The following is a 21,142-nucleotide window of genomic DNA, read 5'->3' as shown; positions in this document are numbered from 1 at the left end:
TAAGGAGGGCGTCATGTTGGATATAGAGAAGCTTCTCAGGATGGTGTCACTGCCTTTCAGATTTCTGATCGAATTCCACAGAGGCTTCAGGCTGAACTATGTGAGGGGACTCCAGTGGGAAGGGGAGGAGCTGGAAAATGTCTTCGCTCTGGTGCTCTTCGGGAGCTATATCGGCCTTCCACACCCGCCGGTGGAGCTCATCTACCGCCTGCTCCCCCACATGCTCAGGGAGATATATGTAATGCAGGAGAAGAGCCTCGAAAGACCCGGGATGAAAACTGGCTGGATAGGAGTTTAGATTGGGAGGTTAAACAATGGGCAGAAAGATTATAGATGATGTCAGGGCATTCTTCACGGGTTTTGCCGGAGCATTCAGACAGCAGTCAACGGAGTACATAGAGTTTGAGCTCAGAGAGCTGGAGAATGTCTTCACGCTGATTCTCATGGGGGCGTTTATAGGTATCCCCTCCCCCCCGACGACGCTTGTGATGAGGCTGATGCCGCATATGGTGAGGGAGATGCATGTAATGCAGCAGAGAGCCGTTGACCTTGATGATGTCTTTGCTGAAGTTGCAGGAATGTTTGATATAGACTGAGGTGAGAACATGAGGGGGTATCTGCTTCCAAAGTCAGGTTTCAGGACGGTGTTCGTCATCGGGAAAGGGGGCGTCGGGAAGACCACAACCAGCGCTGCTTTAGCCGTAGCCCTCTCAAAAAAGGGGTACAGGACGCTCATTGTCTCACTAGACCCGGCACACAACCTCGGTGATGTTTTCATGGTAAAGCTTACTGATAAACCCAAAAAGCTGGCAGAAAACCTCTACGCCAGCGAGCTTGACATGGAGAAGCTCATAAAGGGCTATCTCAAGCACCTCGAAAAGAACCTCAAGAACATGTACCGCTACCTGACGGTCATAAATCTCGAGAAGTACTTTGAGGTGCTGAGTTATTCGCCGGGTATTGAGGAATATGCGACGCTTGAGGCTGTGAGGGAGATACTCGTCAGCGGAAACGAGTGGGATGTCATAGTCTTCGACACGCCCCCGACAGGTTTAACACTCCGCGTTCTGGCACTTCCAAGGATTTCACTCATATGGGCCGACAGGCTAATTGAGATACGGCGTAAAATCCTTGAAAGGAGGAGGGCCATAGCGAGAATACAGGGAGAGCAGAAATTCGTGGTCGGTGGGGAAGAGATAACACTCGCAAAGGAGGAGGAAGAAGATGCCGTCATGAAGGAGCTCAAGGCATACCGCTCGGAGGTGGAGTTCGTTGAGAGGGTTATCACAGACCCCGACAGGACGAGCGTTGTGGCCGTTATGAATCCGGAGATGCTTCCCCTCTATGAGACAGAGAGGGCATACGAGAGCCTGAAAAAGTTCGGGATTCCATTCAACCTCGTTGTCGTGAACAAGGTCATAACACTGGAGAAGGACATCCCCGAGCTCAGGGTAAAGCTCGACGCCCAGAAAAAAGTCCTCTCCGGGATAGAGAAGAGGTTCAGAGGTATAGACATAATCAGGATACCGATGTTTGCCGAAGAGCCAAGGGGACTGGAATGGCTTGAAAAGCTCGGAGGCAGCGTGCTTGAGGGCTGAAGAGATACTGAACCTGCTCAGAAACGTCAGGAATCCCTTCACAGATATGGACATAGTGAGCGAGGGCCTCGTTACAAAGGTCGTCGTTGAGGAGGAGAGAGCCATCATCTACGTCGCCTTTGCACGGAACATCCCACCGCAGCCCTTTGCCATGGCAGTGAACTGGCCGGTTCAGGCAAATATTATCAGGGAGATGGCAAAGGTTTTAGAGGGTAAACTCGGATACTTTGAGATAGTCGATGACATGACATTGCAGCGGTATTATCCGTTTGAGGAGGTTTGATAATGGAGATAACGGCAGGATTGATACTCGCAATAATGGTCTTAGCTGCGGTTTCCTCCATCCAGTTTTATAAGGGGAGAAAGCTGAACCTCCAGCTCATGCAGCACTACCTGCGCTCGATTGAGGACGTGGTAAAGCCGGAGGATAAGGAGTATGTCTGGCTCGGAGGCTACATAGGCTTCCGTGCATACTACAAGGTCAGCAGGGACAACATCAGAAAGTTTGAATACACGCTCACACTTCTCCCGAGGCAGAGCATCCTCTACTTCCCGGTATCCCTGCTCACCAGCAGGCACGACAAGCTTTACATAGTCGTGAGGCCCTTCAACCAGATAAAGAGGGAGGCACACCTGATTCAGAAGGGCTACTACAGGATAAAGCCGAGGATTGAAAACGAGGAGCTCCTGCAGAGGGAGATTATCGAGATAAATGGAAAGAAATACGAAGCCCTGTATGAAAAGAGGAGGGACATCGAAAGGCTCAGGTACCTCGTTGAGAGCCTGTCAAAGCCTCACAACGTCAAGCACGTCTCGCTAACACCCGATACCAACGTCTTCTATGTCCTCATGAAGCCGGAGCCCGATACGATAGAGGGGGACATATCGAAAATCGTGCGCTTTGTCAATGAAAAGCTCAGGGAGAGTCCGTTTTCGTCTTAATCATTGGCTTCTTCTCCGAAAGTTTTATTTTGTTAAACCCAGAGGCATACTTGGTGATACCGTTGGTTAGTATCCGTCTCAAAGTCGGCCCCAAGGGACAGATAGTCATCCCCAAGGTCTTCCGTGAAGCCTACGGTATAAAGGAGGGTGGGGAGGTCATAGTTGAACCAACAGAAGAGGGTCTTGTAATAAAAAAACCCCCGAGTAAAGAAGAGCTTCTCAGAAAGCTTAAGGAGTACCACAAAAAGAGGAAAGGGACAAAGCCCGCCAAACTCGGCGAGCTGAAAGGGATAAGCCTCGAAGACGAGTTCGACGAAGTCTGGGGGATTGAGGAATGAAGCTCTTCATTGATACAAACCTCTTCGTTTATCTGAACTCAAGAATTCCAGATAAAGTCGCTGAGAGACTCGATGGATTCTACCTCCACTTAACACAAAACCATGAACTTTACACGGATGTGCTGGTTCTTGATGAACTGATTCACGTATCAAGGCGTAAGTATGGGATAGCCCACAGGGACACAATAGAGTTTATAGATGACATCATTCTGCCTGCGATCCGGGTTCTTCCGTTGACGTTCCAGGACTACTTAACTGCCAAGGAGATAATCCTCCGATACGGCCTCCGTCCTTCCGATGCTCTTCACGTTGCAGTCATAGAGAACAACGGCCTCCAGGCCATAGTTAGCGAGGATGAAAACTTCGACGTTCTTCCACTGAAAAGGCTCTGGATTGGTGGTTGAGATGCTCTACAAAGCCAAGTTTGGCGAGCCAAAGCTCGGCTGGGTGGTTCTGGTTCACGGCTTAGGAGAGCACAGCGGCAGATATGGGAAGCTCATCTCAATGCTGAATGATGCGGGCTTTGCGGTCTACACCTTCGACTGGCCGGGCCACGGGAGGAGCGGCGGAAAGAGGGGCCACGCGAGCATTGAGGAGACTCTCAGAATAATCGACAGCATAATCGAGGAGATCGGAGAGAAGCCCTTCCTCTTCGGCCACAGCCTCGGTGGTTTGGCCGTTATCAGATACGCTGAGACAAGACCGGATAAAATACTGGGCGTAATCGCTTCTTCACCAGCACTCGCCAAAAGCCCTGAAACGCCGGCATTTATGGTGACCCTCGCAAAGTTCCTCGGAAAAATTGCGCCGGGAATAACCATGTCCAACGGATTGAAGCCGGAACTGTTGTCAAGGAACCCTGCGGCCGTGGAGGGGTATATAAATGATCCCCTCGTCCACGACAGAATTTCAGCGGCTCTTGGAAGGAGCATTTTTGAGAACATGGAAAGGGCCCACAGTGAGGCGGGGAGGATAGCGGTCCCTGTGCTGATTCTGGTGGGTACAGGCGACCTCATAACCCCTCCTGAGGGGGCAAGAAGGCTCTTTGAAAAGCTGAGGGTTGAGGATAAGACCCTGAAGGAATTCGAGGGAGCATATCATGAGATTTTTGAAGACCCTGAGTGGGGAGAGGAGTTCCACAGGGTGATAGTTGAGTGGACCACAGGGAGGGGATGAGAGGAACGTGAGGAAACTGGTTGTAGAACCTTTGGAAACAAAATTCATCAGCAGATTGGCTATATTTTTCCTGCTGTTCTTTGTTGCGGTCACCGTTTCTACCCTGCTCCGGATGGCGGGGAATGCCTCGGGAGCAGCCCTGATGGGCATCATAATGTATCTGATATTTGCTTCGGTGATTGGGGCTCTTCTGCTGTTTTCGCTCAGAAGGCTCAGGGCAAGGGAGAAAGCGGCGGCGATGCTGGCATCCTCCTCCGAGATAGAAAATGGCACGATTACATTCCCAGAAGAGCTTGAGTTTGAGTACGGCAGGCTTATTCTGGGGGAACGCCCTGCAAAGGAATTCAGAGCGGAGGGTAAAGGGAAAGGCAGAAGCATCCCCTTCATGAACGGAGAGTTCAGGCTGTTGATAACCCCTGGGGGAGAAGGCTTCGCAAGCTTCCCCGCCGTGAAGATACTGAGCAGGCCCTACGAGGGGGTTATGCTGCTCTTTATGACAAGTGAGGGCACAGTCATCTGCAGGAAATCCCTCAGCATACCAACATCCGAGGGCTCCGTCCATCTGGATCTGGAGGGGAGGGGAAGGACGCTCAGGGGGAGGATATACTCAACCCCCGAAAAAATGGAAAAGGTGAGGGTTCTGCTGGGGATTCCGGAGGGAGGAGGAATGGAGATTGAGGTTGCAGGAGGCACCATAAGGGAGTTCCGGTACAGCATGCTCCCCGATGAAAAGACCGTAATCTACGCCCCATACGGGGCGCTGAGTTTGAGCGGGATAGCCAGAAAACTCGAAAGGAGGGGAGTTGTGCTCGGCCATGGGGAGTTTCTGATAAGGTTCACAGTTGAAGGCCATCCCAAAAAGAGATATTCACGCAGAGAAAGCTTTAAAGTCCTTATGGAGGAAAACGAATGGGGGATTTGATGCTGATCAATACATTCCCCGACTTCATCGAACGCTGGGACGGGAGCACCGCTTCATGGATGGAATACATCCAGCGGCACCCGGAGCTCTTTGAGAAGATTAAGTGGGATTATGAGCGGTACAAAATGGACTGGAGGGAATATCTGAAGCTTCTTGATAAAAGGAACGCCGACGAGCTTAAGCTTGCGCATGAAAATCTGCTGAAAGTTCTTCCAGAGGTAGAGAGGAAAATTAAGATGCTCTTTGACGTCAAGGACTACAACATTGTAATCTACGTTGGCCTTGAGAACGGAGCCGGATGGGTAACCGAATTCATGGGAAAGCCCTCAATTCTTTTCGGCCTTGAAGCTATTGCAGAGCTTAAATGGTACGACAGGCTTAAGGGGCTGATTGCCCATGAGTTTGGACACTTAGTCCACTGGCTTTTACGAGGAGAAGACATAGAAAAGCTCGAAGATGAGGGGATGATATGGCTCTACACAGAAGGATTCGCCCAGAGGATTGAGGATATAGTAGCAGGTAGACCTTGGGAGGTCGAGAGTGAAGGCTGGTTCGAGTGGTGCGAAGAACATGAGAAGCTCCTTAAAGAAGAGTTCTTGAGGAGGGTTAAAAAGGGAGAAGCCTTGAATCCATTCTTTGGCTCATGGTATCGGCTCTTCGGGAAGCAGTTCCTCGGCTATTATCTCGGCTACAGGTTCGTTTTAAGTCTTGAGGAAAGGCTCCCGCTTAAGGAAATCGCAAAGCTGGAAAAAGAAAGGATTAAGGAGGAAATCCTGAGGTTCCTTGAGTCATGACCTCCTCCTCAGGAGCAGCGGAATCAGGGCGAAGAGCGCCAGAGTTCCAGTCCCACATATCCCTTTCTTTTCCGCCGATGTGGAGGATGACACCTCTCCCGTTATCCCGGTGGTGCTGCACTTTCCGATGTTTGCCTTTATCAGGCCCTCTGTCCAGTTAAGCCATGCATAGACGTGCCTGTCATAGATGAACTCCGCCCAGTAGAAGTCGCTGTCCAGAGCCTGGGAGAGACCGTAGAGGGCCTTTCTGTAAACCGCATCATCGCCGCATTTCTTCCTGTACTCCTGAATCAGAGAGTAGACCTCCTCGTCCTTTTTCCACATGGGCTGCTGCTTCGATCTCTTCTCGGTCGTCCACTTGTCCCACGAGCACAGCCATGACGTTGCCAGTGGTTTAACCTCTTTGTAGGGCTTCAACGCCTTTGTTACCTCTTCAAAGGTGGCTGTTTTTATCAGTCCCCTTTTCTGAGCCTCGCTCAGATACTGAAGCAGGAACTCGAAGTATCTCGCCGTCAGCCCGGGATTGTTTGAGAATATTATCCAGTTTTCACCGTCAGCCGCTATCGTAACGACCTCGGCATCCGGGTCTCTGTTCCTCACCGCCAGAATTTCCTCCACAATCCTCTTTGCTTTCTCCCTTGCCTCCTCCTCGCTCCGGAAGTTGTTGTTGAATGCAAAGTCGTCGCTTATGGTGTGATCCCTGAAAAGAACCAGCAGGGAGGAGTTCTGAATCCTGTACAGGTGGTAGGGAGAGTAGGGGTAGATGGTGTTCAGATGGCAGCGGTCATCGAGGGCAAAATGCGTTATGCTGTGGTTCTCCAGCAGGGGGACGAGCTTCATGCTGAAGGCCATCTCCGGGAGCCACATGCCCGTGGCATTTACCCCCATTACCACCTCGGTTGTTCTCTTTCCGAGTGACAGCTCATAGTTCAGCAGGTCGAACCAGCCGTACTTCTCCGCTATGTAGCCGCTTATCGGGTGGGCGAAGTAGCTGGTGAGGATTTCGATCTGCTCCCTCCCGTAAAGCCTCCTGTACAGTCCCATCGTTTCGCGCACCATTTTGGCCTCAGGGCTTGTCGAGTTGAAGCACTGATATCGGGGATAGCTCTGGCACCACCGGGAGTAGCTCAGGTTCCACTGCCAGAGCAGAGATGGGGAGAGGTGGTACGTCATCTTTATCTGCGGGTACTTCTGGAGAATCCAGGCATGGAAATAGTATGCCCCTCCCTTATAATATGGCTCAAGCTCATTTTTATATGCGTGGATAAGGCCCCATGGACCGTGGAGCGTTCCGTTGGGCCAGACGCCGGGGCTCTGGTGGTTGTGCCAGATGAAGACAACATAAAGGGGCTTCCCGCCTTTTTTAAAAACGGGAATGCTCCGCTCCGCTGAGGAAATTGGGGTTCCGTTGACCTCAAGCTCCGCCGAAATCCTGCAGCTCTCCCGGGCGGTTCCGGTTAGGGTCAGGGAGGATGGGCGGTCAAGGGGGACTTTAACCTCCCTGCTTTCCCCGCAGCTCAGTCCGGCCTTCAGTATCCCGTAGCCTCCGGAGGGTTCCCTGGGGGTGAGCCTTACCGTGGCCTCAATCTTCTCACCCTCAACAGGAAAATCCGGGGTCTCAAAGGTTATTTTGTAGTTCTCCTTTGAGATATACGGCTTCAGATCATTGTAAATTTCCGGAAAAGCATTTCTAAGGTCGTCAATTTTTCCGGTGAAAATGCTGAATCTGTATGTCCTGCTCTCCCCGGGCTTCAGAACCAGAGGGGGGAATTCAGCCCTTGTCTCCATTCCCCATCCCGAACTTTCAAGCCACAGCGCCGTGGTCTCCTCTTTTGGAAATACAAGCGCAATCAGACCTTCGCCAAAATCAACGAGACCAAAAGCTTTCAATTTTGCCCCAATTCTCACCCAGTTTTTTGACTCGATGTGGATGGAGCCGCCGGCATCGATCCATATCTGCTGCTCCCCTCCGGGGTTTCCGAGGTAGCCCGCCCATGCCAGGGCATAGCCGAGGGAAAAGCCGTCCCAGCTGACTTCACTCCTGAACGTCTCATCCCCTGTGTTCGTTAGCTTCACGCTGAGCTCTGCCCTGTTTTTATCAAGGACTTCAAAGGTCTTCTCAACCGAAATCTGACCGGCTTCTGCACTTCCGACGACCCTGCTCCCCTTCTTCCGAAGCTCGTATTTCACCGTTGCTAAGGAACCGGGCCAGGGCTCGCTCAGGAGCCAGTCCCACAGGGGGTAGCTCCTCCCGAGGGCCCCTCTCTCCCCGGCGCTGATGATGTTCTTCCCGTCGACAGTCCATTCAATCAGCCGGAAGCCCACACTGGAGATTTCAAACTTCTGCTTCTGCTGGGCACCTGCATAGGGCACGAGGGAGAGCAGAAGAATCAGCACTATCACGGCAGCTTTCCTCATTGTATCACCGAAAGAGATACACAAAAGAAGTAAATAAAGGTAGCGTTAAATGTTCTCCCGCAGGTCTATGATGTGCTCCAGCTCCGGGCCCGTCTTTATCAGGCCCACCGGAACACCAACCCTCTCCTCGATCTCCTCAATGAATTCCCTTGCCCTCTTCGGCAGTTTGTCGTAGTCCGTTACGCCAAAGGCTTCTCTGTCGTATTTGTCGAGCATGGTTATTGCGAGCATTGTGGCTCCGTTGACCCTGGCAGAATACCGGGCGAATTCATAGTCAAACCACCCAACCCTTCTCCTCCTGCCCGTCACCGTGCCGTACTCAACGACACCGAGCCTTTCCGCTTCCTCCAGGCTCATCTCGGTCGGGAAGGGCCCGGCACCAACCCTCGTCGGAAAGCTCTTGAAGACAACCACAACGTCATCAACCCTCGTTGGCCCGATTCCAACGTCGCTCGCCATGGCTGAAGCTGAGGTGTCCTTTGAGGTTACGTAGGGATAGCTCCCGTAGTAGAGGCTCAAACCAAAGCCCTGCGTTCCTTCCACGAGAACGAGCTTCCCCTCGTCAAGGGCATCATTCACCTCCTGAGCAACGTCCGTGAGATATGGCTCAAGCTCCCTGATGTCCTTTGCCTGTCTCGCTGTTCTCATGGCCCTGTCCGCATTCGCCGGGCCGCAGCCGCTTCCGGTGGTTCCTATCTTTCCATGAAGATAGCCGTTCGTTCTGTCGAGCTCTTTGTGCTTCTCCTCGATTATCGCACACCTGTAATCTATGCCAGCCCTTTCCCTGACGTTGAACTCCCTGAGATGCTCAAGCTCGCTGAAAAACACCTCAGGGTCCACCAAAACTCCCGCACCCACGAGAAGCCGGGCGTTTCTCTGCATAAATCCCGTTGGCAGCTGTCTGACGGCGTATTTTTTCCCGTTGATAAAAACGCTGTGTCCTGCGTTTGTTCCGACGCCGCCCCTTGCTATGACCTCAGGTCTGTCGTGCAGGGCCATGTATGCGATAACAGACCCCTTACCCTCATCTCCCCACTGACCGCCGACAACAATAACGCTTGGCATGGCTCTTACCCATAGTTAAGTCAATAAGGGGTTTAAAACAGTTTCGAATTTACAAAAATCCGTCAAAAATTAATCGGTGCGGCTGCAAAAGGTTAAAAATTATGATGAAACCTCCCGGGTATTCGTTCAGGCTACCGGGGATTGAAAGCAGGCATGAGCATGATTTACTCTGGTTCCCATCAAATATTGAAGGGTGGTCTTGAGGGGATTTACCCTTGAAAGTGCTCATATGGAGACATTCAAGCAAACAAAATGCATAAACCAGAACATGATGGGAATCAGGACATGATTTATAAATGCCGGAGACAACACCCATGGGGGATAGGGGTGATAAGGAACAAGCTCATAGTCGTTACAGGAGGTGCTGGCTTCATAGGCTCCCACATAGCCTGGGAGCTGAGCAGGGAAAACGATGTCGTCGTAATCGACAACCTCTACACGGGCAAAAGGGAAAACAGCCCTCCCGGAGCTAGGTTCATACGGGCGGATATAAGGGACTACGGGGCAATCGCGGAGGTGGTAAGTTCAGCGGACTATGTTTTCCATGAGGCTGCAGTTGTCAGCGTTGTTGAGAGCATAGAGAAGCCGCTTTTCACGGAGGAGGTCAACGTTCTGGGCACGCTCAACATTCTTAAAGCCCTGATGGAAGGGAGCGGAAAGCTGATTTTTGCCTCATCAGCTGCGGTCTATGGGGACAACCCCAACCTGCCGCTGAAAGAGAGCGAAAAGCCGAAGCCCACCTCCCCCTACGGGGTTACCAAGGTCTCATCGGAGCACTATCTCAGGGTTTTCCATGAGCTTTACGGCATTCCCACCGTCGCACTCCGCTACTTCAACGTCTTCGGGCCGAGACAGGGGGCAAACCAGTATGCCGGTGTGATCAGCATCTTCATAAACAGGGCGCTGAGGAACGAGCCCCTGATAATCTTCGGGGACGGAAAGCAGACGAGGGACTTCATATACGTGAAGGACGTTGTTAGGGCAAACATCCTCGCGGCGGAAAGCAGGAGGGCCGGCGGAAGGGTGTTCAATGTTGCCCGGGGAGAGAGAACGACGATTCTTGAGCTGGCCATGAAGGTCATCGAGATAACAGGTGCAAACACATCGATAATCTTTGACAAGCCGCGGCCCGGCGATATAAAGCACAGCCAGGCGGATATAAGCGAGATAAGAAAGCTCGGCTTTGAACCGGAGTGGAGCATAGAGGAGGGACTGAAGAGAACCGTGGAATGGTACAGAAAGCTCCAGGAAAGACCGGGAGAAAAATCATAAATGAAGCAGGTTTCCTTCTAACCCCGCTCTTTTTTAACCCTGAAACTCATTGCCTCCTGCTGCTGGATTTTCTGGGCCTCAACAGCGAGTTCCTGAAGCTTTCCTTCAAGCTGTTTGAGAGAGCTCTGGGTCTTTGCTATTGCCTCATCGTACTCCTTTATCCTTGCCTCAAAGTATTCAACCGCTTCATCGAGGCTCTTTTCCACAGCGTAGCCCGCCCCTATGCTCACTATGGCGTTCTCCTTATCCACGATAACGCCTCTGAGGAAAGAACCCGCCCCTATCGGAACCAGAATCTCGGGCTTTTCATCGCCTATCTTTTTGAGCTCTTCAAGCGTCTCCTTAACAGCCTGGAACTCGTTCCTCCCCATCGTGAGCAGCTCAAGGTTCTGGGCCAGGAGCTGGGCCTGGGCCTGCAACAGCTGATACTCATAAGCGAGCTTCTCCAGCTTCTCCTGATTCGCCGCCATTCACATCACCAGAAGGAGTTGGACGGGAACCTTTTAAGGTTTGGCATTCGGGAGGATGGAAACGGAAAGGGGAGGCATCATCCGAGTATCTCCTCCCTGACCCTCTCCGCTATCCCCCTCATCGCTTCGGCCGCCTTCGAGTCGGGAAAGACCTCGACAAATGGCCTTAACAGGCTCATGCTCCTTGGAATCGCCCTGTCGTAGGGTATCTCGCCGAGTACCGGGATTCCCTCGCTCTCGGCCCACTCCCTAAGCTTTGTGAAGCCCGGGTTGAAGTTGGCCTTGTTGATGATAAGGTAGGCCGGCTGCCTGAAGTGCTGGACGACCTTATAGGCCCTTTGCACGTCGCTGAGGGAAGCTGGTGTTGGCTCAGCTACGAGTATCGTCAAATCCGCCCCGCCTATGCTCGCTATGACCTGGCAGCCTATTCCAGCAGCACTGTCCACTATCATGTGCTCAAGACCGAGTTCGCCCATGAGCTTCTTCGCCCACTCCTTCTCCTCTGTGACGAGTTTTCCGCTGTTAGGCCTTCCAACGTCGAGCTGGGCAGAGATAAGAGGAAAGCCGTAGCGCGTCATTGTTTTCCTCACCACGCCGGAGCGGACTTCCTTCAGCGTTATCGTCCCCGGAACGGGGCATATCAAGCCGCAGACGTTGCAGCCCTCACAGGTCAGCTCGCTGACAACGTAGTCTCCGTCAATAACCTTGATGCAGTCGTAGGGGCAGCGCTCCTGGCAGATACCGCACCTTATGCAGCTCTCCGCATTTATCCTTGCCACCTTTGCACCTATCAGCTCCCTCTCCTCCTCCCAGCGCTCCACGCCGAGGAGCAGGTCGAGGTTCGGCGCGTCTGCATCGGCATCAACGGCAACGAACCGGTACTCGTCCTTCAGCAGGTAGAGGAGTGAAGCTGTGACGGTGCTCTTCCCAACGCCTCCCTTGCCGCTCGCTATCGCTATCTGCATTACTCACCACCCCCGAGAAGCTCAACTACCCTCTCTGATATCTCCCGGAAGATTTCCGCCTCTGGATAGTTCGTCAGGACTATGGGCTTTCCATCAACGTAGCTTCTTATGATGTTCTCGCTGTAGGGAATCTCAGCTATTACCTCGGCACCGTACCTCTCTGCTATCTCATGCACCCTGCCCACGTCCCCAAGGTCGGAGCGGTTTACGACGACCACCGCTGGAATTCCCATAAGCTCCGCCAGTTTAAGAATCAGCTCACCGTCGTGGAGTCCGAGGGGGGTCGGCTCGGTGACGGCTATGATGAGCTCCGAATCCTCGATGGCTTTCGAGACAGTGTTGCTCGTCCCGGCAGCGGTATCAACCATCAGGAGCTCTTTCCCAAGCTCCCGGGCGCGCCTCTTGGCCCTTGAAACTATCGGCATCGCCCTCTCCTCGCCTTCCAGTAGTCTTCCGGTGACGAGCGGAAAGCCGTAGGGCGTCTCTGTGAGGTAGGTGTGGCCCATCAGCCTTTTACCCGGCAGAATGGCCCCCGGCACAGGGCAGACTATATCACACGCCCCACAGCCGGAACAGAGGTTCGGCATCAGGAATGGCGTCCCGTCGCGCATCGTTATTATCGCGTGCTCCTCACAGACCTCGGCACACTTCCTGCATCTCGTGCACTTCCCATAGTCGAAGCGCGGCATGAACAGTTCAACCGGCTCTTCGCTGGCCAGCTCAACTCCGAGAAGAAGGTGGTCGTTAGGGGCTTCAACATCGAGATCGGCCAGGACGAGCTCGTATTTTTCAGCCAGGGCTATCGCGAGGTTGACTGCGACCGTTGACTTTCCCGTTCCTCCCTTTCCACCGCTCACCGCTATCTGCAAGCTCTCACCTCCAGGAATTAGGCTCACCTAAAGGCTTTTAAAGTTTGTGCATATGCTCAAAACGGTGATGCTCATGAGGTGCCTGAAGGTTGCCTTTGGGATGGAGGACGATGAGACGCTCATAGATGCCCACTACGGTGACTCGGAGTTCTTCGCCATCTACGAGGTCTGCGAGGACGGGAGCGTTAGGCTCCTCGAAAAGAGGCATAACAAAGCGAGGGACTTTGAAGAAGAAAGCCACGGCGACCCGAGGAAGTTCAAAGCTATAATAAACCAGCTCATCGACATTGACGTTCTGGCAGCATTCAGGATGGGGCCCAACTTCCTCCGTATAAGGGATAAGAGCGACAAAGTAGCGTTCTTCACGCGCACAAGGGATCTGAAGCTCGCCATTCAGCGTGTTATAGAAAACTTTGACTGGCTGTGGGAGCAGGTAAAAACTAAAACCAAAAAGAATCTGTAGAATCAAAAACCTAAGAGAAGGATGAGAAAGTTCAAATTCTTACCTCCATTCCTTCGATTTCTCTGTTCACCGATTTAACAACAGAAAACCTGAAACATTTCCCTTCGCGCACTACCCGTATAACCGTTGTTGCGAGTTCTTCGAGGAGACAGAGAATGCATGTGCCGGTTTTATTTATCAGATCCAGATTAATGAAGAAAAATGCGATTCGTCTCTCATCTCCGGTATATGAAAGGATTACGTTGAGTGTGGTTAACATTTCCCTTGCAGATTCCGTCAGCATGAATAGTTTCTCAGCACCCAGCACTGGATTGACCACAGGCCTATCTCTGAGGAGGCTACCAAAAACACGCTCATAATTGCTTCTCCGGACCGAAGCTTCATTTATCCCAATACGCGCCACAACCCGACCGACATTCAGCGTCCCTCCCTCTTTAATAACCCTCACACCATTCAGGATGTTTGTATCAAACCCCGCGAGCTTCATATGGGTGACATACAGATACAGGGTATCCAGAACATCATCAACCAGCACAGGGTAATTCCTTTCTCTGGCCCATTTCAGCAGATGGTAAAACCCCAGCACCGGGCTGGTGGCAGAGTCATGCTCAACCAACACTGTCTCCCCCAATTTAAGGCTATCCCATATCTTACAAATAAGTTCCTCCATGTGGATCCCCTGAAATCGTATTACCCTTGTTTGTTATTTATATTTTACGGTTAAATCATGAATCCGTTGAATCAGTGAATGAATGTTCTATAATTTGAATTTAAATTGAACAATAATGTCAAAAAGTATATCTCTACTTGCAAATTTTTATGAAAAGACCTATCAATACCTCGCTTTTCATGTTTCATGAGAATATAAAAACCCAATAGTTCCTAATACCATGAACAGGCTATTAGGGCAACCGAAAACTTTAAATATTGTGCATATGCACAAAATAATGGAGGTGATAGGTATGAGGATTGCAATCCCAACAAATGGAGGAGGAATGAACGATACGGTTGCACCTGTCTTTGGAAGGGCGACAGCGTTCTTTATAGCGGACGTTGATGAAAATGGCAACATCACCAACAGCAAGGTCATCCAGAACACGGCCGCCAACGCTCCAGGTGGAGCAGGACCGATGGCAGTCCAGACCCTCATAAACGAGGGCGTCGAGGCAATAATAGCACCGCAGGTCGGTCCCAACGCTCTCGGAGCAATACAGGCGGCGGGGATAAGGCTCTATCAAGTTGCCCCCGGAACTCCGGTTGAGGAAGCCGTAAAGGCCGTGACCAGCGGAAGCGTTGGCCAGTTCACGGTGCCGATGCCACCTGCCCCGGCGACATCGACAGCGCCGGCTCCTGCCTACGGCCCGTATCCGGTGACGCCAGCCTATCCTGTCTACGGCTATGGCTTTGGCAGGGGCTGGGGTCGCGGTGGCGGCTGGGGAAGAGGACGCGGTTGGGGCCGTGGATGGGGCAGAGGAGGCAGAGGCTGGGGTGCCCGCTTGGGCTACTGTCCCTGGACAGGACAGCCGAGCAGAAGAACATGGCTCGCCAGATTCTTCGGATGGTGGTGAGCTCTCACTCCATTTCTATTTTTGAATGATAGGGAGGAAAGAGAATGCCACGCGGTATGAGGGGATACGGCGGGGGTTTCTATCCCTTCTACAGGGTCTACGGAATTTTAGACCTGCTCCTCCTAATTGGAATCCTGTACTTCCTTATCAAGCTCTTCCTCGTGGCACTGCCCTACGCCATTGGACTTGTGGTGCTCCTGCTTCTGAGGGAGCTTCTAAGACCTGGGCCGTGGGGAAGGGCATTTTGAGCTTATGCAAACTTTTTTAAGTTCGGCTTTCCTAATTCCAGTGGAGGTGAAAAAATGAGGGTCATAGTCTCAACCACAACAGGCGGTATTGACGACAGGGTGAACCCGGCCTTCGGAAGAACCCCGACCTTTACGATAGTTGATGTCGAGAACGGCGAAATAGTTAACGTCCAAGTAGTTCAGAACCCCGGTTACTCCCAGCCCAGGGGGGCAGGGGTTACGGCAGCCCAGTTCTGCATTGACCAGGGAGCTGATGCGGTAATAGCAGGGCAGTTCGGCCCCAACTCATCGGGAGTTCTTCAGGCAGCGGGCGTAAGGATGGTCTCCGCTCCGGCCACGATGACCGTGAGGGAAGCGATCGAGGCCTTTCTGAGGGGCGAGCTAAGCGGAGCAGTCTTCGGCCCAGAGGGCGGCGGAATGGGGAGAGGAAGAGGTATGGGACAAGGAACGGGACGCGGTATGGGGCGTGGAGGAGGAATGGGAAGAGGCCGCAGAGGCGGCTGGTGACCTTGAGCCATCTTCTAACATTTTTGTGAGCACATCCCTGCAAAAGTTAATTATGGGATTCCATAGGAGCCCATAAAAAGCATGCTGAACAAACCTCGGGAGCCCAGCAGACGTTAGATTTATGGGTTGAGGGGGAGACTATTGGATCAGTGGTGCCGGTGAGAAAGAGCCAGCTCTGGGCAGGCATCCTCTCCCCTCCCGTTGCCCTTGGCGGGATAGCTGCGGCCATTTTCATAAACCGCTCCTGGTGGAGGATTACGAACAATGCCATAAGCGACCTCGGAAAAGCTGGCCTCCCGCATTCCTGGGTGATGAACGTCCCGCTGTTCATATCCTCCATTCTTGCCATATACTACACTTTGGGTCTCTTTGAGGAAGTTAAAAACACCATTTCAAAGCTCGGGATTGGTATTTTCATCCTCGGCCTGACTTTTCTGGCAGGAATAGCAGCTTTCCCTGAAGGAACGGAACCCCATTATTACGTCAGCTGGGGGTTCTTCACTAGCGGAAGTCTCGGATTCCTCATAACCGGAATCGGCCTTGGGCTGGAAGGCCGGCAAAGATTCGGCGTGTTTACGGGTGTGCTCTTTGCTGTGGAGGTAATCCTTGCAAGGTGGGCCATGGAAAGATTCAACGGAGTTGCAATCGCCGAGTTCACAGGGGTTTTTGCGATGCTCATCTGGCACTATGCACTGCTGTGGACGAAGGCGGCTGCGGCCATCAATGCCTGTTGTAGCGTGCAAAGAAAGCATAAAATATAAGCGTGGCGGTAATGTAGAGGGCTGCGGTCGTGTAGAAGGGATAGCTCAGCGAAAGCGAGAACAGGATGCCTCCCATATAGTTACCGAGGCCGCGCATGAATGTTGAGAAGGCACGTCTTATTCCTGCGGCCGTTGCCTTCTCCTCCGTGGTGAAGAATCCCATCATAAAGGAGTCGTTTATCGGCCAGACGATGTTCATGAGGATTGAACGGGCGATGTAGAGGAGGGCCGCCAGAAGGAACACCCCCACCATCGGAAAACTCGCAAAGAGCAGCGCCGCTGTCAGCTGAAAGAGAGTTATTACGTTGACGGGCCCTATCCTGTCCACAAGCCTCGGAAGGGCAAACGAACCGATCCCCATGACGAGCTGCTGGAAGAAGAAAACCCCGCTTATGGCGGCAAGCGTCTGGCCGAAGCGCAGGTTGAAGTAAAGGCTCATATAGGGAATCGTTATCCCTGCTCCGAGTCCTATAAGCGCGCTCGGAAGGGAGAACTTCAGTATTTTAACTATAAGCTCGCGCCGCCAGTTTATGCGCGGGTTCCTAACAGGAACGTCCTCTATTACGAGCAGGGCAGGGATTACAAGGGCAAACTGGAGGAGAGCAAGTGAAATCACGAGCCTGTAGGCCAGCCCCTCACCGATCCCGAAGGTGGATGTAAGGAAGTGAGGTGCAAACCCCGCCACAAGAACACCGAGGGCATTGAATATCGTGCCCAGCCCGAAGCTTATGGAGAACGCATGATGCCTGAGCTCATCCCCGACCTCCTCACTGAGCAGGGCCGAGAAGTTGGGCTGCCTCAGCCCCATATTAGCCCCGACAAGAAAGAATCCGAGAGCAAGGATGTAAGAGTTGATGGCCAGAACCTGGAGGAGCCGTCCCATCAGACCTAGGAAAGCGCTCAGAAGGAGTGCCTTCCTGTATCCCAGTCTGAGCGAAATCTGGCCTGCGACGAGAAAGAACAGCCCCCCAACAAAGGTCTGTATCGAAAAGAACGCCCCCATATCACTCATTTTATAACCCAGCACCCGAAGGTAGAAGGGCATTATGAAGCCCGAGAACTGAAGGAAAAGCTGGCCAAGGGCATTCGCAGCTATCAGTATCCTGGCATCCCTGCTGTACCTCCCGAGCATGTTTCAACGTTGGGCACTTCGTTTATAAATCTATCGAAACGGTAAAATATAACTGGATTCAAATAAATCCCGGGAAAGATTATTGAAGGTTGAGGTCAACTGCATGATGGTGAGGCATATGAAAGAGGCAGTTTTTACGGATAAAGCACCGAGACCGATAGGCCCCTACAGCCAGGCGATAAAGGCCGGAGAGTTTCTGTTTATCTCGGGGCAGATTCCGGTGGACAGAGACGGGAATCTGGTTGAGGGTGGCATAAAAGCCCAGACGAGGCAGGTGCTGGAGAACATCAGGGCAATTCTTGAGGCTGCAGGCGCGGGTCTGGATAATGTTGTAAAGGTCACCGTATATCTGAAGGATATGAACGACTTCGGTGCCATGAACGAGGTCTATGCGGAGTATTTTGGCAGTTCCAAACCAGCGAGAGCCGCTGTTGAGGTCTCAAGGCTTCCAAAAGATGTAAGAATTGAAGTGGAAGCCATAGCCCGCCTTTGAATTCCCGCTGCCTTTCTCCATTTTATGCTGTTCAAAGACCCTCCGCATCCCAGAGGGTCAGTCCGTTCTTCTGAGGCTTCCGCTCAAGAATTTCGCCGAGCAGCTCCTGAACAAAGACCTCAGCAACAAAAACCTCGCCCTCAATTAGATGACCGCCCCAGACCCTCCCATCGGAATCTCCGAGGGCCACATGTATGTGGGCGAAAGGCTCCCCATCTTTGATGCTTATATTTCCGGTGAGGGACACCAGCTCGTATGTTCCGGAAAGCTCCATGACCCTATACCGCCCCGATTCTTCATCAAAATAGCCGATTTTCGGATTGCGGAGTGTTCCGATCGCGGTGACTGTTCCGATAAGAACATTGTGCTTCTTCGCAAACCCGTTTATAAACGCCCCGAACTCCTCACCCTCCGGGATCCTGAAGAGAAACGACCTGCCCTTTGAAACCTTCATGCTATCACCTCAAAGCTAATAAGCACAGGTGAATTTAATTCTTTGGGTGAGGGAATGCCACGGATGAATGAACTCCTGATTAATGTGCTGCCAGAAATTCCAGAACTTGAAGGGGTGGACTTTTCAGCTTACCATACGCCACACATCGAACTCCTGAAAGCATTTAAGGAGAGCGGAAAAAGAGGTTTAAGCGAATTCGCGGAGTTTGCGGGGGATAGGGCGCTGGTCGGCAGATTCCTAATCTCCGTGCTCCAGTACCTCCTCATACGCTACCGCCGTTTTGAGGATGAAAGCACCGAGATTCCTGCATTTAAGCTGTTTTTAACACTCAAAGGATGGCTCAAGGAACATGGTTTCGAGAAAGATTATAGAAAGCTGCTGCATTCCTTCACGGGATATATAGTTGAGATAGCTGAGAGAATCGCCCTCAGAGGGCTCGGAATTGTATATCTGGAGGAGGCCCACAAACTCGCCATTGAGGCCGAGGAAACATTTGGGGAGGAATACTTCACAATGCTGAAGGAAAGGGCCGAAGAAAGCTTGAAAACCCTCAGGGAGCACTGCAGCCCTGAAAAATAGAAACAAAGAGGGCACTAAAGCTCTCCCTTTTCCATCTGCTTCTTGAAATAGGCATACATGGCATCGTAGAGGTAGAACTCCTTCTCAAGCGTTTCGTAGTCGTCCTCGCATATCATGCGATAGCCCCGCGCGAGTATATCCAGCGCTACGGCGAGGGGCTGGGGATTCTCCACATGTGTATCCGCTTCCCTCACAACCTCGGCAATTTTCAAAACCGCGGGATCAGTTATGTTGTACTTCTCAACGAAAGCATCGAAGGAGCATTTCCCGTCGTGGTGTCCGAGCTCAACGCCCTTAAAATCAAAGGGTATACCCTCTGTTATGGTCGAGGGGTCCGTATCGCGGGGCACGAAAACGAACTCCGCCTCCGGGTCAATAAAACGCTTTATAAGCCACGGACAGGCAACCCTGTCAACGTGGACGTGCTCTCGCGTCACCCACTTCATAAAAACACCTCAATCACAATTCGACGTCCATCTATTTATCGGTTTCGGCGAAAATAGAAACGTTAAGTATTGATTGAAGAGGAGCCCTCCAGGATTATCTCCGCATAGCTCCTCGGATCCTCCCACACTTTGACCCTTATGCGTCTCACGTTGCTCCCTGCTTTCTCCGCCACCCTTTCGGCAAACCACTCCGCTATGTACTCGGCGGTGACATTGGGCTTGTTGAGGAGCACCACCTCGCTCTCGGGTAGCTCTATGCGCTTATCATTTCTCTCGATTATAACCCTGTCCTTCCGCCTCTCCTTCACCCATCCTTCGCTCACGAGAATCCTGTGGTCGAGGAGCTTCACAAGACTGCTCAGGTGGTTGAAATCAAAAATCATGCCGTTCTCGTTGAGCTCCCCCCATATTTCCACATCGACGTTGTAGGTGTGCCCGTGAATGCGGAGGCACTTGCTCTCGTAGGGGAGAACCAAAAAATGCGAGCTGTCAAAGTCCTTATGCCATCCTATCTTCCTCTCAGTGACTTTAAACCCCATTTTTCTCACCATTGAAAGGTTTCTCCGAGGGTTATTAACCTTTTCTGGTGCTCCGGAGTTGGGGTTGTTTCCGTGAGTGCTTAAAGCCAAGCATCCCAACATCAACTCTCAACGCCTAAATCCGCCCCTGGTGATCCCCCTAACATCCTCTCTGTTGAGGGTGTGCCTCTCAAGTATGTGCCTCTTCAGCTCCTCCAGACTTCCCGCCCTGTATCCACAGAAGGGGCACACAAATTTTTGGGATTTGCTCTCCATCAGATATCCCTCATGCAGATGCTACAGGGGAAATCCCTATAAACCCTTCTCTCCAACCTCAAACGGGATTAAAATGCCATGGGCAATGGGAAGAGGTAGAGGAAGGGGCAGAAGGCGGAAGATGCGCATGATAGGGTTTATACCCCAGGTCAGACACTTCTATCCAGCCCTCCCACCCATCGGACAGCCAAAACCGCCAATATTCATGACATATGAGGAGTTTGAGGCTCTCAGACTGGTTGACCATGAGGGGCTAACCCAGGAAGAGGCAGGAAACAGAATGGGGGTCTCAAGGGGGACTGTGTGGAGGGCACTCACATCAGCAAGAAAAAAGGTTGCTCAGATGCTGGTTGAGGGAAGGGAGCTTATAATCCTGGCCCAGGGAAATGAAGTTCCGAAGATGCCAGATGAAGAAGAGCTGTAATTTGCCATTTTTCCAAAAAAGCCGTGTTTCAGAGCGTATTACACCATTTCTCCTGTTTCCTCCCCTTTTCCTTATTTTAGGCCGTCCTAATTTTTATCCATTTCGTCTCTCAAAAATTTCGGTGAATTATTACGTTTAATAAGAGATATATTTTGTCTAGAATTAATCATAATAAAAATACGTTTTTTACAAATCCGTTATAAACAATATTATTGAGGCTTTTAATTTTAATTATAGAAAATATATTCCAAATTAATCAATATTAGTAAAAAATCTAAAAAATTTACGACTGATAGATGTAACTAAGAGACAAAAAGGATACAACTGGCGTATGAGGCGTTATGGGAAGAAAGATAGGAAAGGGGCAGAATATGCCTCCCCATACGTCTTTGGTATGCGTCGGTTATCTCTCAGAGAGTTCTGGACTGTCTTTTTTAGTATAGC

At 51.7% G+C, this 21,142-nt stretch carries 30 protein-coding genes; 19 read left to right on the top strand and 11 right to left on the bottom strand.

All coding sequences use genetic code 11. The features are described from left to right. The first annotated feature begins 13 nt into the window (after positions 1-13). The 10 genes from ACYQ27_RS04665 to ACYQ27_RS04620 all read left to right on the top strand — a co-directional run bounded on the left by ACYQ27_RS04665 (position 14) and on the right by ACYQ27_RS04620 (position 5,770). Positions 14-298 carry a DUF7990 family protein gene (locus ACYQ27_RS04665; RefSeq protein WP_456452531.1) on the top strand — a complete coding sequence of 95 codons (285 nt, stop codon included), beginning with the start codon at positions 14-16 and terminating at the stop codon, positions 296-298. A gap of 16 nt (positions 299-314) precedes the next feature. Further along, complete coding sequence (locus ACYQ27_RS04660) at positions 315-596, top strand: DUF7990 family protein (RefSeq protein ID WP_456452529.1); 282 nt, start codon at positions 315-317, stop codon at positions 594-596. A gap of 9 nt (positions 597-605) precedes the next feature. Beyond that, a complete protein-coding gene (locus ACYQ27_RS04655; protein WP_460041096.1) occupies positions 606-1,598 on the top strand; it encodes an ArsA family ATPase in 993 nt (330 codons plus the stop codon). Next, positions 1,588-1,881 (top strand): iron-sulfur cluster assembly protein, encoded by a 294-nt coding sequence (locus tag ACYQ27_RS04650; RefSeq protein WP_456452525.1) that lies wholly within the window; start codon positions 1,588-1,590, stop codon positions 1,879-1,881. Before ACYQ27_RS04655 ends, ACYQ27_RS04650 begins: the two co-directional genes overlap by 11 nt. A gap of 2 nt (positions 1,882-1,883) precedes the next feature. Beyond that, positions 1,884-2,540 carry a hypothetical protein gene (locus ACYQ27_RS04645; RefSeq protein WP_456396775.1) on the top strand — a complete coding sequence of 219 codons (657 nt, stop codon included), beginning with the start codon at positions 1,884-1,886 and terminating at the stop codon, positions 2,538-2,540. A 62-nt stretch (positions 2,541-2,602) separates the two neighbouring features. Beyond that, positions 2,603-2,878 carry an AbrB/MazE/SpoVT family DNA-binding domain-containing protein gene (locus tag ACYQ27_RS04640; protein ID WP_342765080.1) on the top strand — a complete coding sequence of 92 codons (276 nt, stop codon included), beginning with the start codon at positions 2,603-2,605 and terminating at the stop codon, positions 2,876-2,878. Beyond that, positions 2,875-3,282, top strand: coding sequence for a type II toxin-antitoxin system VapC family toxin (locus tag ACYQ27_RS04635; protein ID WP_460041095.1), 408 nt, complete (start codon positions 2,875-2,877; stop codon positions 3,280-3,282). The genes ACYQ27_RS04640 and ACYQ27_RS04635 overlap by 4 nt, the downstream gene beginning before the upstream one ends. A gap of 1 nt (position 3,283) precedes the next feature. Beyond that, the gene (locus ACYQ27_RS04630) at positions 3,284-4,054 is read left to right on the top strand and encodes an alpha/beta hydrolase (RefSeq protein ID WP_456452521.1); all 771 of its coding nucleotides are present in this window, start codon (positions 3,284-3,286) and stop codon (positions 4,052-4,054) included. Next, positions 4,029-4,976, top strand: a complete 948-nt coding sequence (locus ACYQ27_RS04625; RefSeq protein ID WP_456452519.1) for a hypothetical protein — start codon at positions 4,029-4,031, stop codon at positions 4,974-4,976. Before ACYQ27_RS04630 ends, ACYQ27_RS04625 begins: the two co-directional genes overlap by 26 nt. Beyond that, the gene (locus ACYQ27_RS04620) at positions 4,964-5,770 is read left to right on the top strand and encodes a DUF2268 domain-containing putative Zn-dependent protease (protein WP_460041094.1); all 807 of its coding nucleotides are present in this window, start codon (positions 4,964-4,966) and stop codon (positions 5,768-5,770) included. The genes ACYQ27_RS04625 and ACYQ27_RS04620 overlap by 13 nt, the downstream gene beginning before the upstream one ends. On the opposite strand, the gene ACYQ27_RS04615 is transcribed toward ACYQ27_RS04620, so the two are convergent. Beyond that, complete coding sequence (locus ACYQ27_RS04615; RefSeq protein WP_460041093.1) at positions 5,765-8,188, bottom strand: hypothetical protein; 2,424 nt, start codon at positions 8,186-8,188, stop codon at positions 5,765-5,767. The genes ACYQ27_RS04620 and ACYQ27_RS04615 overlap by 6 nt on opposite strands. A 45-nt stretch (positions 8,189-8,233) precedes the next feature. Continuing rightward, entirely contained in the window at positions 8,234-9,253 is a 1,020-nt protein-coding gene (locus ACYQ27_RS04610) for an adenylosuccinate synthetase (protein WP_456452515.1), read from the bottom strand. Between the two features lie 285 nt (positions 9,254-9,538). On the opposite strand from ACYQ27_RS04610, the gene ACYQ27_RS04605 reads away from it, so the two are divergent. Continuing rightward, positions 9,539-10,525, top strand: a complete 987-nt coding sequence (locus ACYQ27_RS04605; protein WP_460041092.1) for an SDR family oxidoreductase — start codon at positions 9,539-9,541, stop codon at positions 10,523-10,525. 17 nt (positions 10,526-10,542) lie between these two features. Here the strand turns inward: ACYQ27_RS04605 and pfdA are convergent, their stop codons facing one another. From pfdA to ACYQ27_RS04590, 3 genes are all read right to left on the bottom strand, one after another. Next, positions 10,543-10,995 (bottom strand): prefoldin subunit alpha, encoded by a 453-nt coding sequence (gene pfdA / locus ACYQ27_RS04600; protein ID WP_460041091.1) that lies wholly within the window; start codon positions 10,993-10,995, stop codon positions 10,543-10,545. A gap of 77 nt (positions 10,996-11,072) precedes the next feature. Next, entirely contained in the window at positions 11,073-11,960 is an 888-nt protein-coding gene (locus ACYQ27_RS04595) for a nucleotide-binding protein (protein WP_460041090.1), read from the bottom strand. Further along, positions 11,960-12,829 (bottom strand): nucleotide-binding protein, encoded by an 870-nt coding sequence (locus ACYQ27_RS04590; RefSeq protein WP_460041089.1) that lies wholly within the window; start codon positions 12,827-12,829, stop codon positions 11,960-11,962. Before ACYQ27_RS04590 ends, ACYQ27_RS04595 begins: the two co-directional genes overlap by 1 nt. Positions 12,830-12,902: 73 nt before the next feature. On the opposite strand from ACYQ27_RS04590, the gene ACYQ27_RS04585 reads away from it, so the two are divergent. Then, entirely contained in the window at positions 12,903-13,292 is a 390-nt protein-coding gene (locus tag ACYQ27_RS04585) for a NifB/NifX family molybdenum-iron cluster-binding protein (protein WP_456452304.1), read from the top strand. 31 nt (positions 13,293-13,323) lie between these two features. On the opposite strand, the gene ACYQ27_RS04580 is transcribed toward ACYQ27_RS04585, so the two are convergent. Then, positions 13,324-13,962 (bottom strand): DUF257 family protein, encoded by a 639-nt coding sequence (locus ACYQ27_RS04580; protein WP_456452290.1) that lies wholly within the window; start codon positions 13,960-13,962, stop codon positions 13,324-13,326. 292 nt (positions 13,963-14,254) lie between these two features. Here ACYQ27_RS04580 and ACYQ27_RS04575 point away from each other — a divergent pair, with 292 nt between their 5' ends. The 4 genes from ACYQ27_RS04575 (at position 14,255) to ACYQ27_RS04560 (ending at position 16,376) form a co-directional block, all read left to right on the top strand. Further along, the gene (locus ACYQ27_RS04575) at positions 14,255-14,860 is read left to right on the top strand and encodes a NifB/NifX family molybdenum-iron cluster-binding protein (protein ID WP_456452305.1); all 606 of its coding nucleotides are present in this window, start codon (positions 14,255-14,257) and stop codon (positions 14,858-14,860) included. 44 nt (positions 14,861-14,904) lie between these two features. Further along, positions 14,905-15,108, top strand: coding sequence for a hypothetical protein (locus ACYQ27_RS04570; protein WP_456452292.1), 204 nt, complete (start codon positions 14,905-14,907; stop codon positions 15,106-15,108). A 54-nt stretch (positions 15,109-15,162) separates the two neighbouring features. After that, a complete protein-coding gene (locus ACYQ27_RS04565; RefSeq protein ID WP_456452294.1) occupies positions 15,163-15,615 on the top strand; it encodes a NifB/NifX family molybdenum-iron cluster-binding protein in 453 nt (150 codons plus the stop codon). Between the two features lie 149 nt (positions 15,616-15,764). Next, entirely contained in the window at positions 15,765-16,376 is a 612-nt protein-coding gene (locus ACYQ27_RS04560) for a DUF998 domain-containing protein (protein ID WP_456452296.1), read from the top strand. Here ACYQ27_RS04560 and ACYQ27_RS04555 read toward each other — a convergent pair. Beyond that, positions 16,336-17,508 (bottom strand): MFS transporter, encoded by a 1,173-nt coding sequence (locus ACYQ27_RS04555; RefSeq protein WP_456452298.1) that lies wholly within the window; start codon positions 17,506-17,508, stop codon positions 16,336-16,338. The two genes, ACYQ27_RS04560 and ACYQ27_RS04555, sit on opposite strands and share 41 nt — an antisense overlap. 118 nt (positions 17,509-17,626) lie before the next feature. Here ACYQ27_RS04555 and ACYQ27_RS04550 point away from each other — a divergent pair, with 118 nt between their 5' ends. Beyond that, the gene (locus tag ACYQ27_RS04550; RefSeq protein WP_456452306.1) at positions 17,627-18,001 is read left to right on the top strand and encodes a RidA family protein; all 375 of its coding nucleotides are present in this window, start codon (positions 17,627-17,629) and stop codon (positions 17,999-18,001) included. A gap of 31 nt (positions 18,002-18,032) precedes the next feature. Here ACYQ27_RS04550 and ACYQ27_RS04545 read toward each other — a convergent pair whose 3' ends face one another. Then, positions 18,033-18,455 (bottom strand): PPC domain-containing DNA-binding protein, encoded by a 423-nt coding sequence (locus ACYQ27_RS04545; RefSeq protein WP_456452300.1) that lies wholly within the window; start codon positions 18,453-18,455, stop codon positions 18,033-18,035. A 54-nt stretch (positions 18,456-18,509) separates the two neighbouring features. On the opposite strand from ACYQ27_RS04545, the gene ACYQ27_RS04540 reads away from it, so the two are divergent. Beyond that, positions 18,510-19,034 (top strand): hypothetical protein, encoded by a 525-nt coding sequence (locus tag ACYQ27_RS04540; protein ID WP_456452301.1) that lies wholly within the window; start codon positions 18,510-18,512, stop codon positions 19,032-19,034. A 14-nt stretch (positions 19,035-19,048) separates the two neighbouring features. On the opposite strand, the gene ACYQ27_RS04535 is transcribed toward ACYQ27_RS04540, so the two are convergent. The 3 genes from ACYQ27_RS04535 to ACYQ27_RS04525 form a co-directional block, all read right to left on the bottom strand. Beyond that, positions 19,049-19,480, bottom strand: a complete 432-nt coding sequence (locus ACYQ27_RS04535) for a chromate resistance protein ChrB domain-containing protein (protein WP_456452302.1) — start codon at positions 19,478-19,480, stop codon at positions 19,049-19,051. Between the two features lie 62 nt (positions 19,481-19,542). Further along, on the bottom strand, positions 19,543-20,019 hold the full coding sequence (locus ACYQ27_RS04530) for a 6-pyruvoyl trahydropterin synthase family protein (protein ID WP_456452307.1): 477 nt from the start codon (positions 20,017-20,019) through the stop codon (positions 19,543-19,545). Between the two features lie 108 nt (positions 20,020-20,127). Continuing rightward, entirely contained in the window at positions 20,128-20,274 is a 147-nt protein-coding gene (locus ACYQ27_RS04525) for a hypothetical protein (RefSeq protein ID WP_456395802.1), read from the bottom strand. A 73-nt stretch (positions 20,275-20,347) separates the two neighbouring features. Here ACYQ27_RS04525 and ACYQ27_RS04520 point away from each other — a divergent pair, with 73 nt between their 5' ends. After that, complete coding sequence (locus ACYQ27_RS04520; protein WP_456395804.1) at positions 20,348-20,698, top strand: helix-turn-helix domain-containing protein; 351 nt, start codon at positions 20,348-20,350, stop codon at positions 20,696-20,698. Positions 20,699-21,142: the final 444 nt, after the last annotated feature.

Source organism: Thermococcus atlanticus, assembly GCF_054657855.1.
The sequence above is the reverse complement of the archived record's forward strand: the minus strand, read 5'-3'. Positions and strand labels throughout refer to the sequence as shown.

What these genes read in the sequence shown, in the direction of transcription:
- ACYQ27_RS04535 (WP_456452302.1), bottom strand. Translation starts at nt 19,480, where the DNA reads ATGAAGTGGGTGACGCGAGAGCACGTCCACGTTGACAGGGTTGCCTGT.
- ACYQ27_RS04540 (WP_456452301.1), top strand. Translation starts at nt 18,510, where the DNA reads ATGCCACGGATGAATGAACTCCTGATTAATGTGCTGCCAGAAATTCCA.
- ACYQ27_RS04595 (WP_460041090.1), bottom strand. Translation starts at nt 11,960, where the DNA reads ATGCAGATAGCGATAGCGAGCGGCAAGGGAGGCGTTGGGAAGAGCACC.
- ACYQ27_RS04550 (WP_456452306.1), top strand. Translation starts at nt 17,627, where the DNA reads ATGAAAGAGGCAGTTTTTACGGATAAAGCACCGAGACCGATAGGCCCC.
- ACYQ27_RS04645 (WP_456396775.1), top strand. Translation starts at nt 1,884, where the DNA reads ATGGAGATAACGGCAGGATTGATACTCGCAATAATGGTCTTAGCTGCG.
- ACYQ27_RS04575 (WP_456452305.1), top strand. Translation starts at nt 14,255, where the DNA reads ATGAGGATTGCAATCCCAACAAATGGAGGAGGAATGAACGATACGGTT.
- ACYQ27_RS04545 (WP_456452300.1), bottom strand. Translation starts at nt 18,455, where the DNA reads ATGAAGGTTTCAAAGGGCAGGTCGTTTCTCTTCAGGATCCCGGAGGGT.
- ACYQ27_RS04585 (WP_456452304.1), top strand. Translation starts at nt 12,903, where the DNA reads ATGAGGTGCCTGAAGGTTGCCTTTGGGATGGAGGACGATGAGACGCTC.
- pfdA (WP_460041091.1), bottom strand. Translation starts at nt 10,995, where the DNA reads ATGGCGGCGAATCAGGAGAAGCTGGAGAAGCTCGCTTATGAGTATCAG.
- ACYQ27_RS04565 (WP_456452294.1), top strand. Translation starts at nt 15,163, where the DNA reads ATGAGGGTCATAGTCTCAACCACAACAGGCGGTATTGACGACAGGGTG.
- ACYQ27_RS04605 (WP_460041092.1), top strand. Translation starts at nt 9,539, where the DNA reads ATGATTTATAAATGCCGGAGACAACACCCATGGGGGATAGGGGTGATA.
- ACYQ27_RS04630 (WP_456452521.1), top strand. Translation starts at nt 3,284, where the DNA reads ATGCTCTACAAAGCCAAGTTTGGCGAGCCAAAGCTCGGCTGGGTGGTT.
- ACYQ27_RS04525 (WP_456395802.1), bottom strand. Translation starts at nt 20,274, where the DNA reads ATGGAGAGCAAATCCCAAAAATTTGTGTGCCCCTTCTGTGGATACAGG.
- ACYQ27_RS04580 (WP_456452290.1), bottom strand. Translation starts at nt 13,962, where the DNA reads ATGGAGGAACTTATTTGTAAGATATGGGATAGCCTTAAATTGGGGGAG.
- ACYQ27_RS04555 (WP_456452298.1), bottom strand. Translation starts at nt 17,508, where the DNA reads ATGCTCGGGAGGTACAGCAGGGATGCCAGGATACTGATAGCTGCGAAT.
- ACYQ27_RS04635 (WP_460041095.1), top strand. Translation starts at nt 2,875, where the DNA reads ATGAAGCTCTTCATTGATACAAACCTCTTCGTTTATCTGAACTCAAGA.
- ACYQ27_RS04615 (WP_460041093.1), bottom strand. Translation starts at nt 8,188, where the DNA reads ATGAGGAAAGCTGCCGTGATAGTGCTGATTCTTCTGCTCTCCCTCGTG.
- ACYQ27_RS04530 (WP_456452307.1), bottom strand. Translation starts at nt 20,019, where the DNA reads ATGGGGTTTAAAGTCACTGAGAGGAAGATAGGATGGCATAAGGACTTT.
- ACYQ27_RS04610 (WP_456452515.1), bottom strand. Translation starts at nt 9,253, where the DNA reads ATGCCAAGCGTTATTGTTGTCGGCGGTCAGTGGGGAGATGAGGGTAAG.
- ACYQ27_RS04665 (WP_456452531.1), top strand. Translation starts at nt 14, where the DNA reads ATGTTGGATATAGAGAAGCTTCTCAGGATGGTGTCACTGCCTTTCAGA.
- ACYQ27_RS04620 (WP_460041094.1), top strand. Translation starts at nt 4,964, where the DNA reads ATGGGGGATTTGATGCTGATCAATACATTCCCCGACTTCATCGAACGC.
- ACYQ27_RS04570 (WP_456452292.1), top strand. Translation starts at nt 14,905, where the DNA reads ATGCCACGCGGTATGAGGGGATACGGCGGGGGTTTCTATCCCTTCTAC.
- ACYQ27_RS04655 (WP_460041096.1), top strand. Translation starts at nt 606, where the DNA reads ATGAGGGGGTATCTGCTTCCAAAGTCAGGTTTCAGGACGGTGTTCGTC.
- ACYQ27_RS04660 (WP_456452529.1), top strand. Translation starts at nt 315, where the DNA reads ATGGGCAGAAAGATTATAGATGATGTCAGGGCATTCTTCACGGGTTTT.
- ACYQ27_RS04520 (WP_456395804.1), top strand. Translation starts at nt 20,348, where the DNA reads ATGCCATGGGCAATGGGAAGAGGTAGAGGAAGGGGCAGAAGGCGGAAG.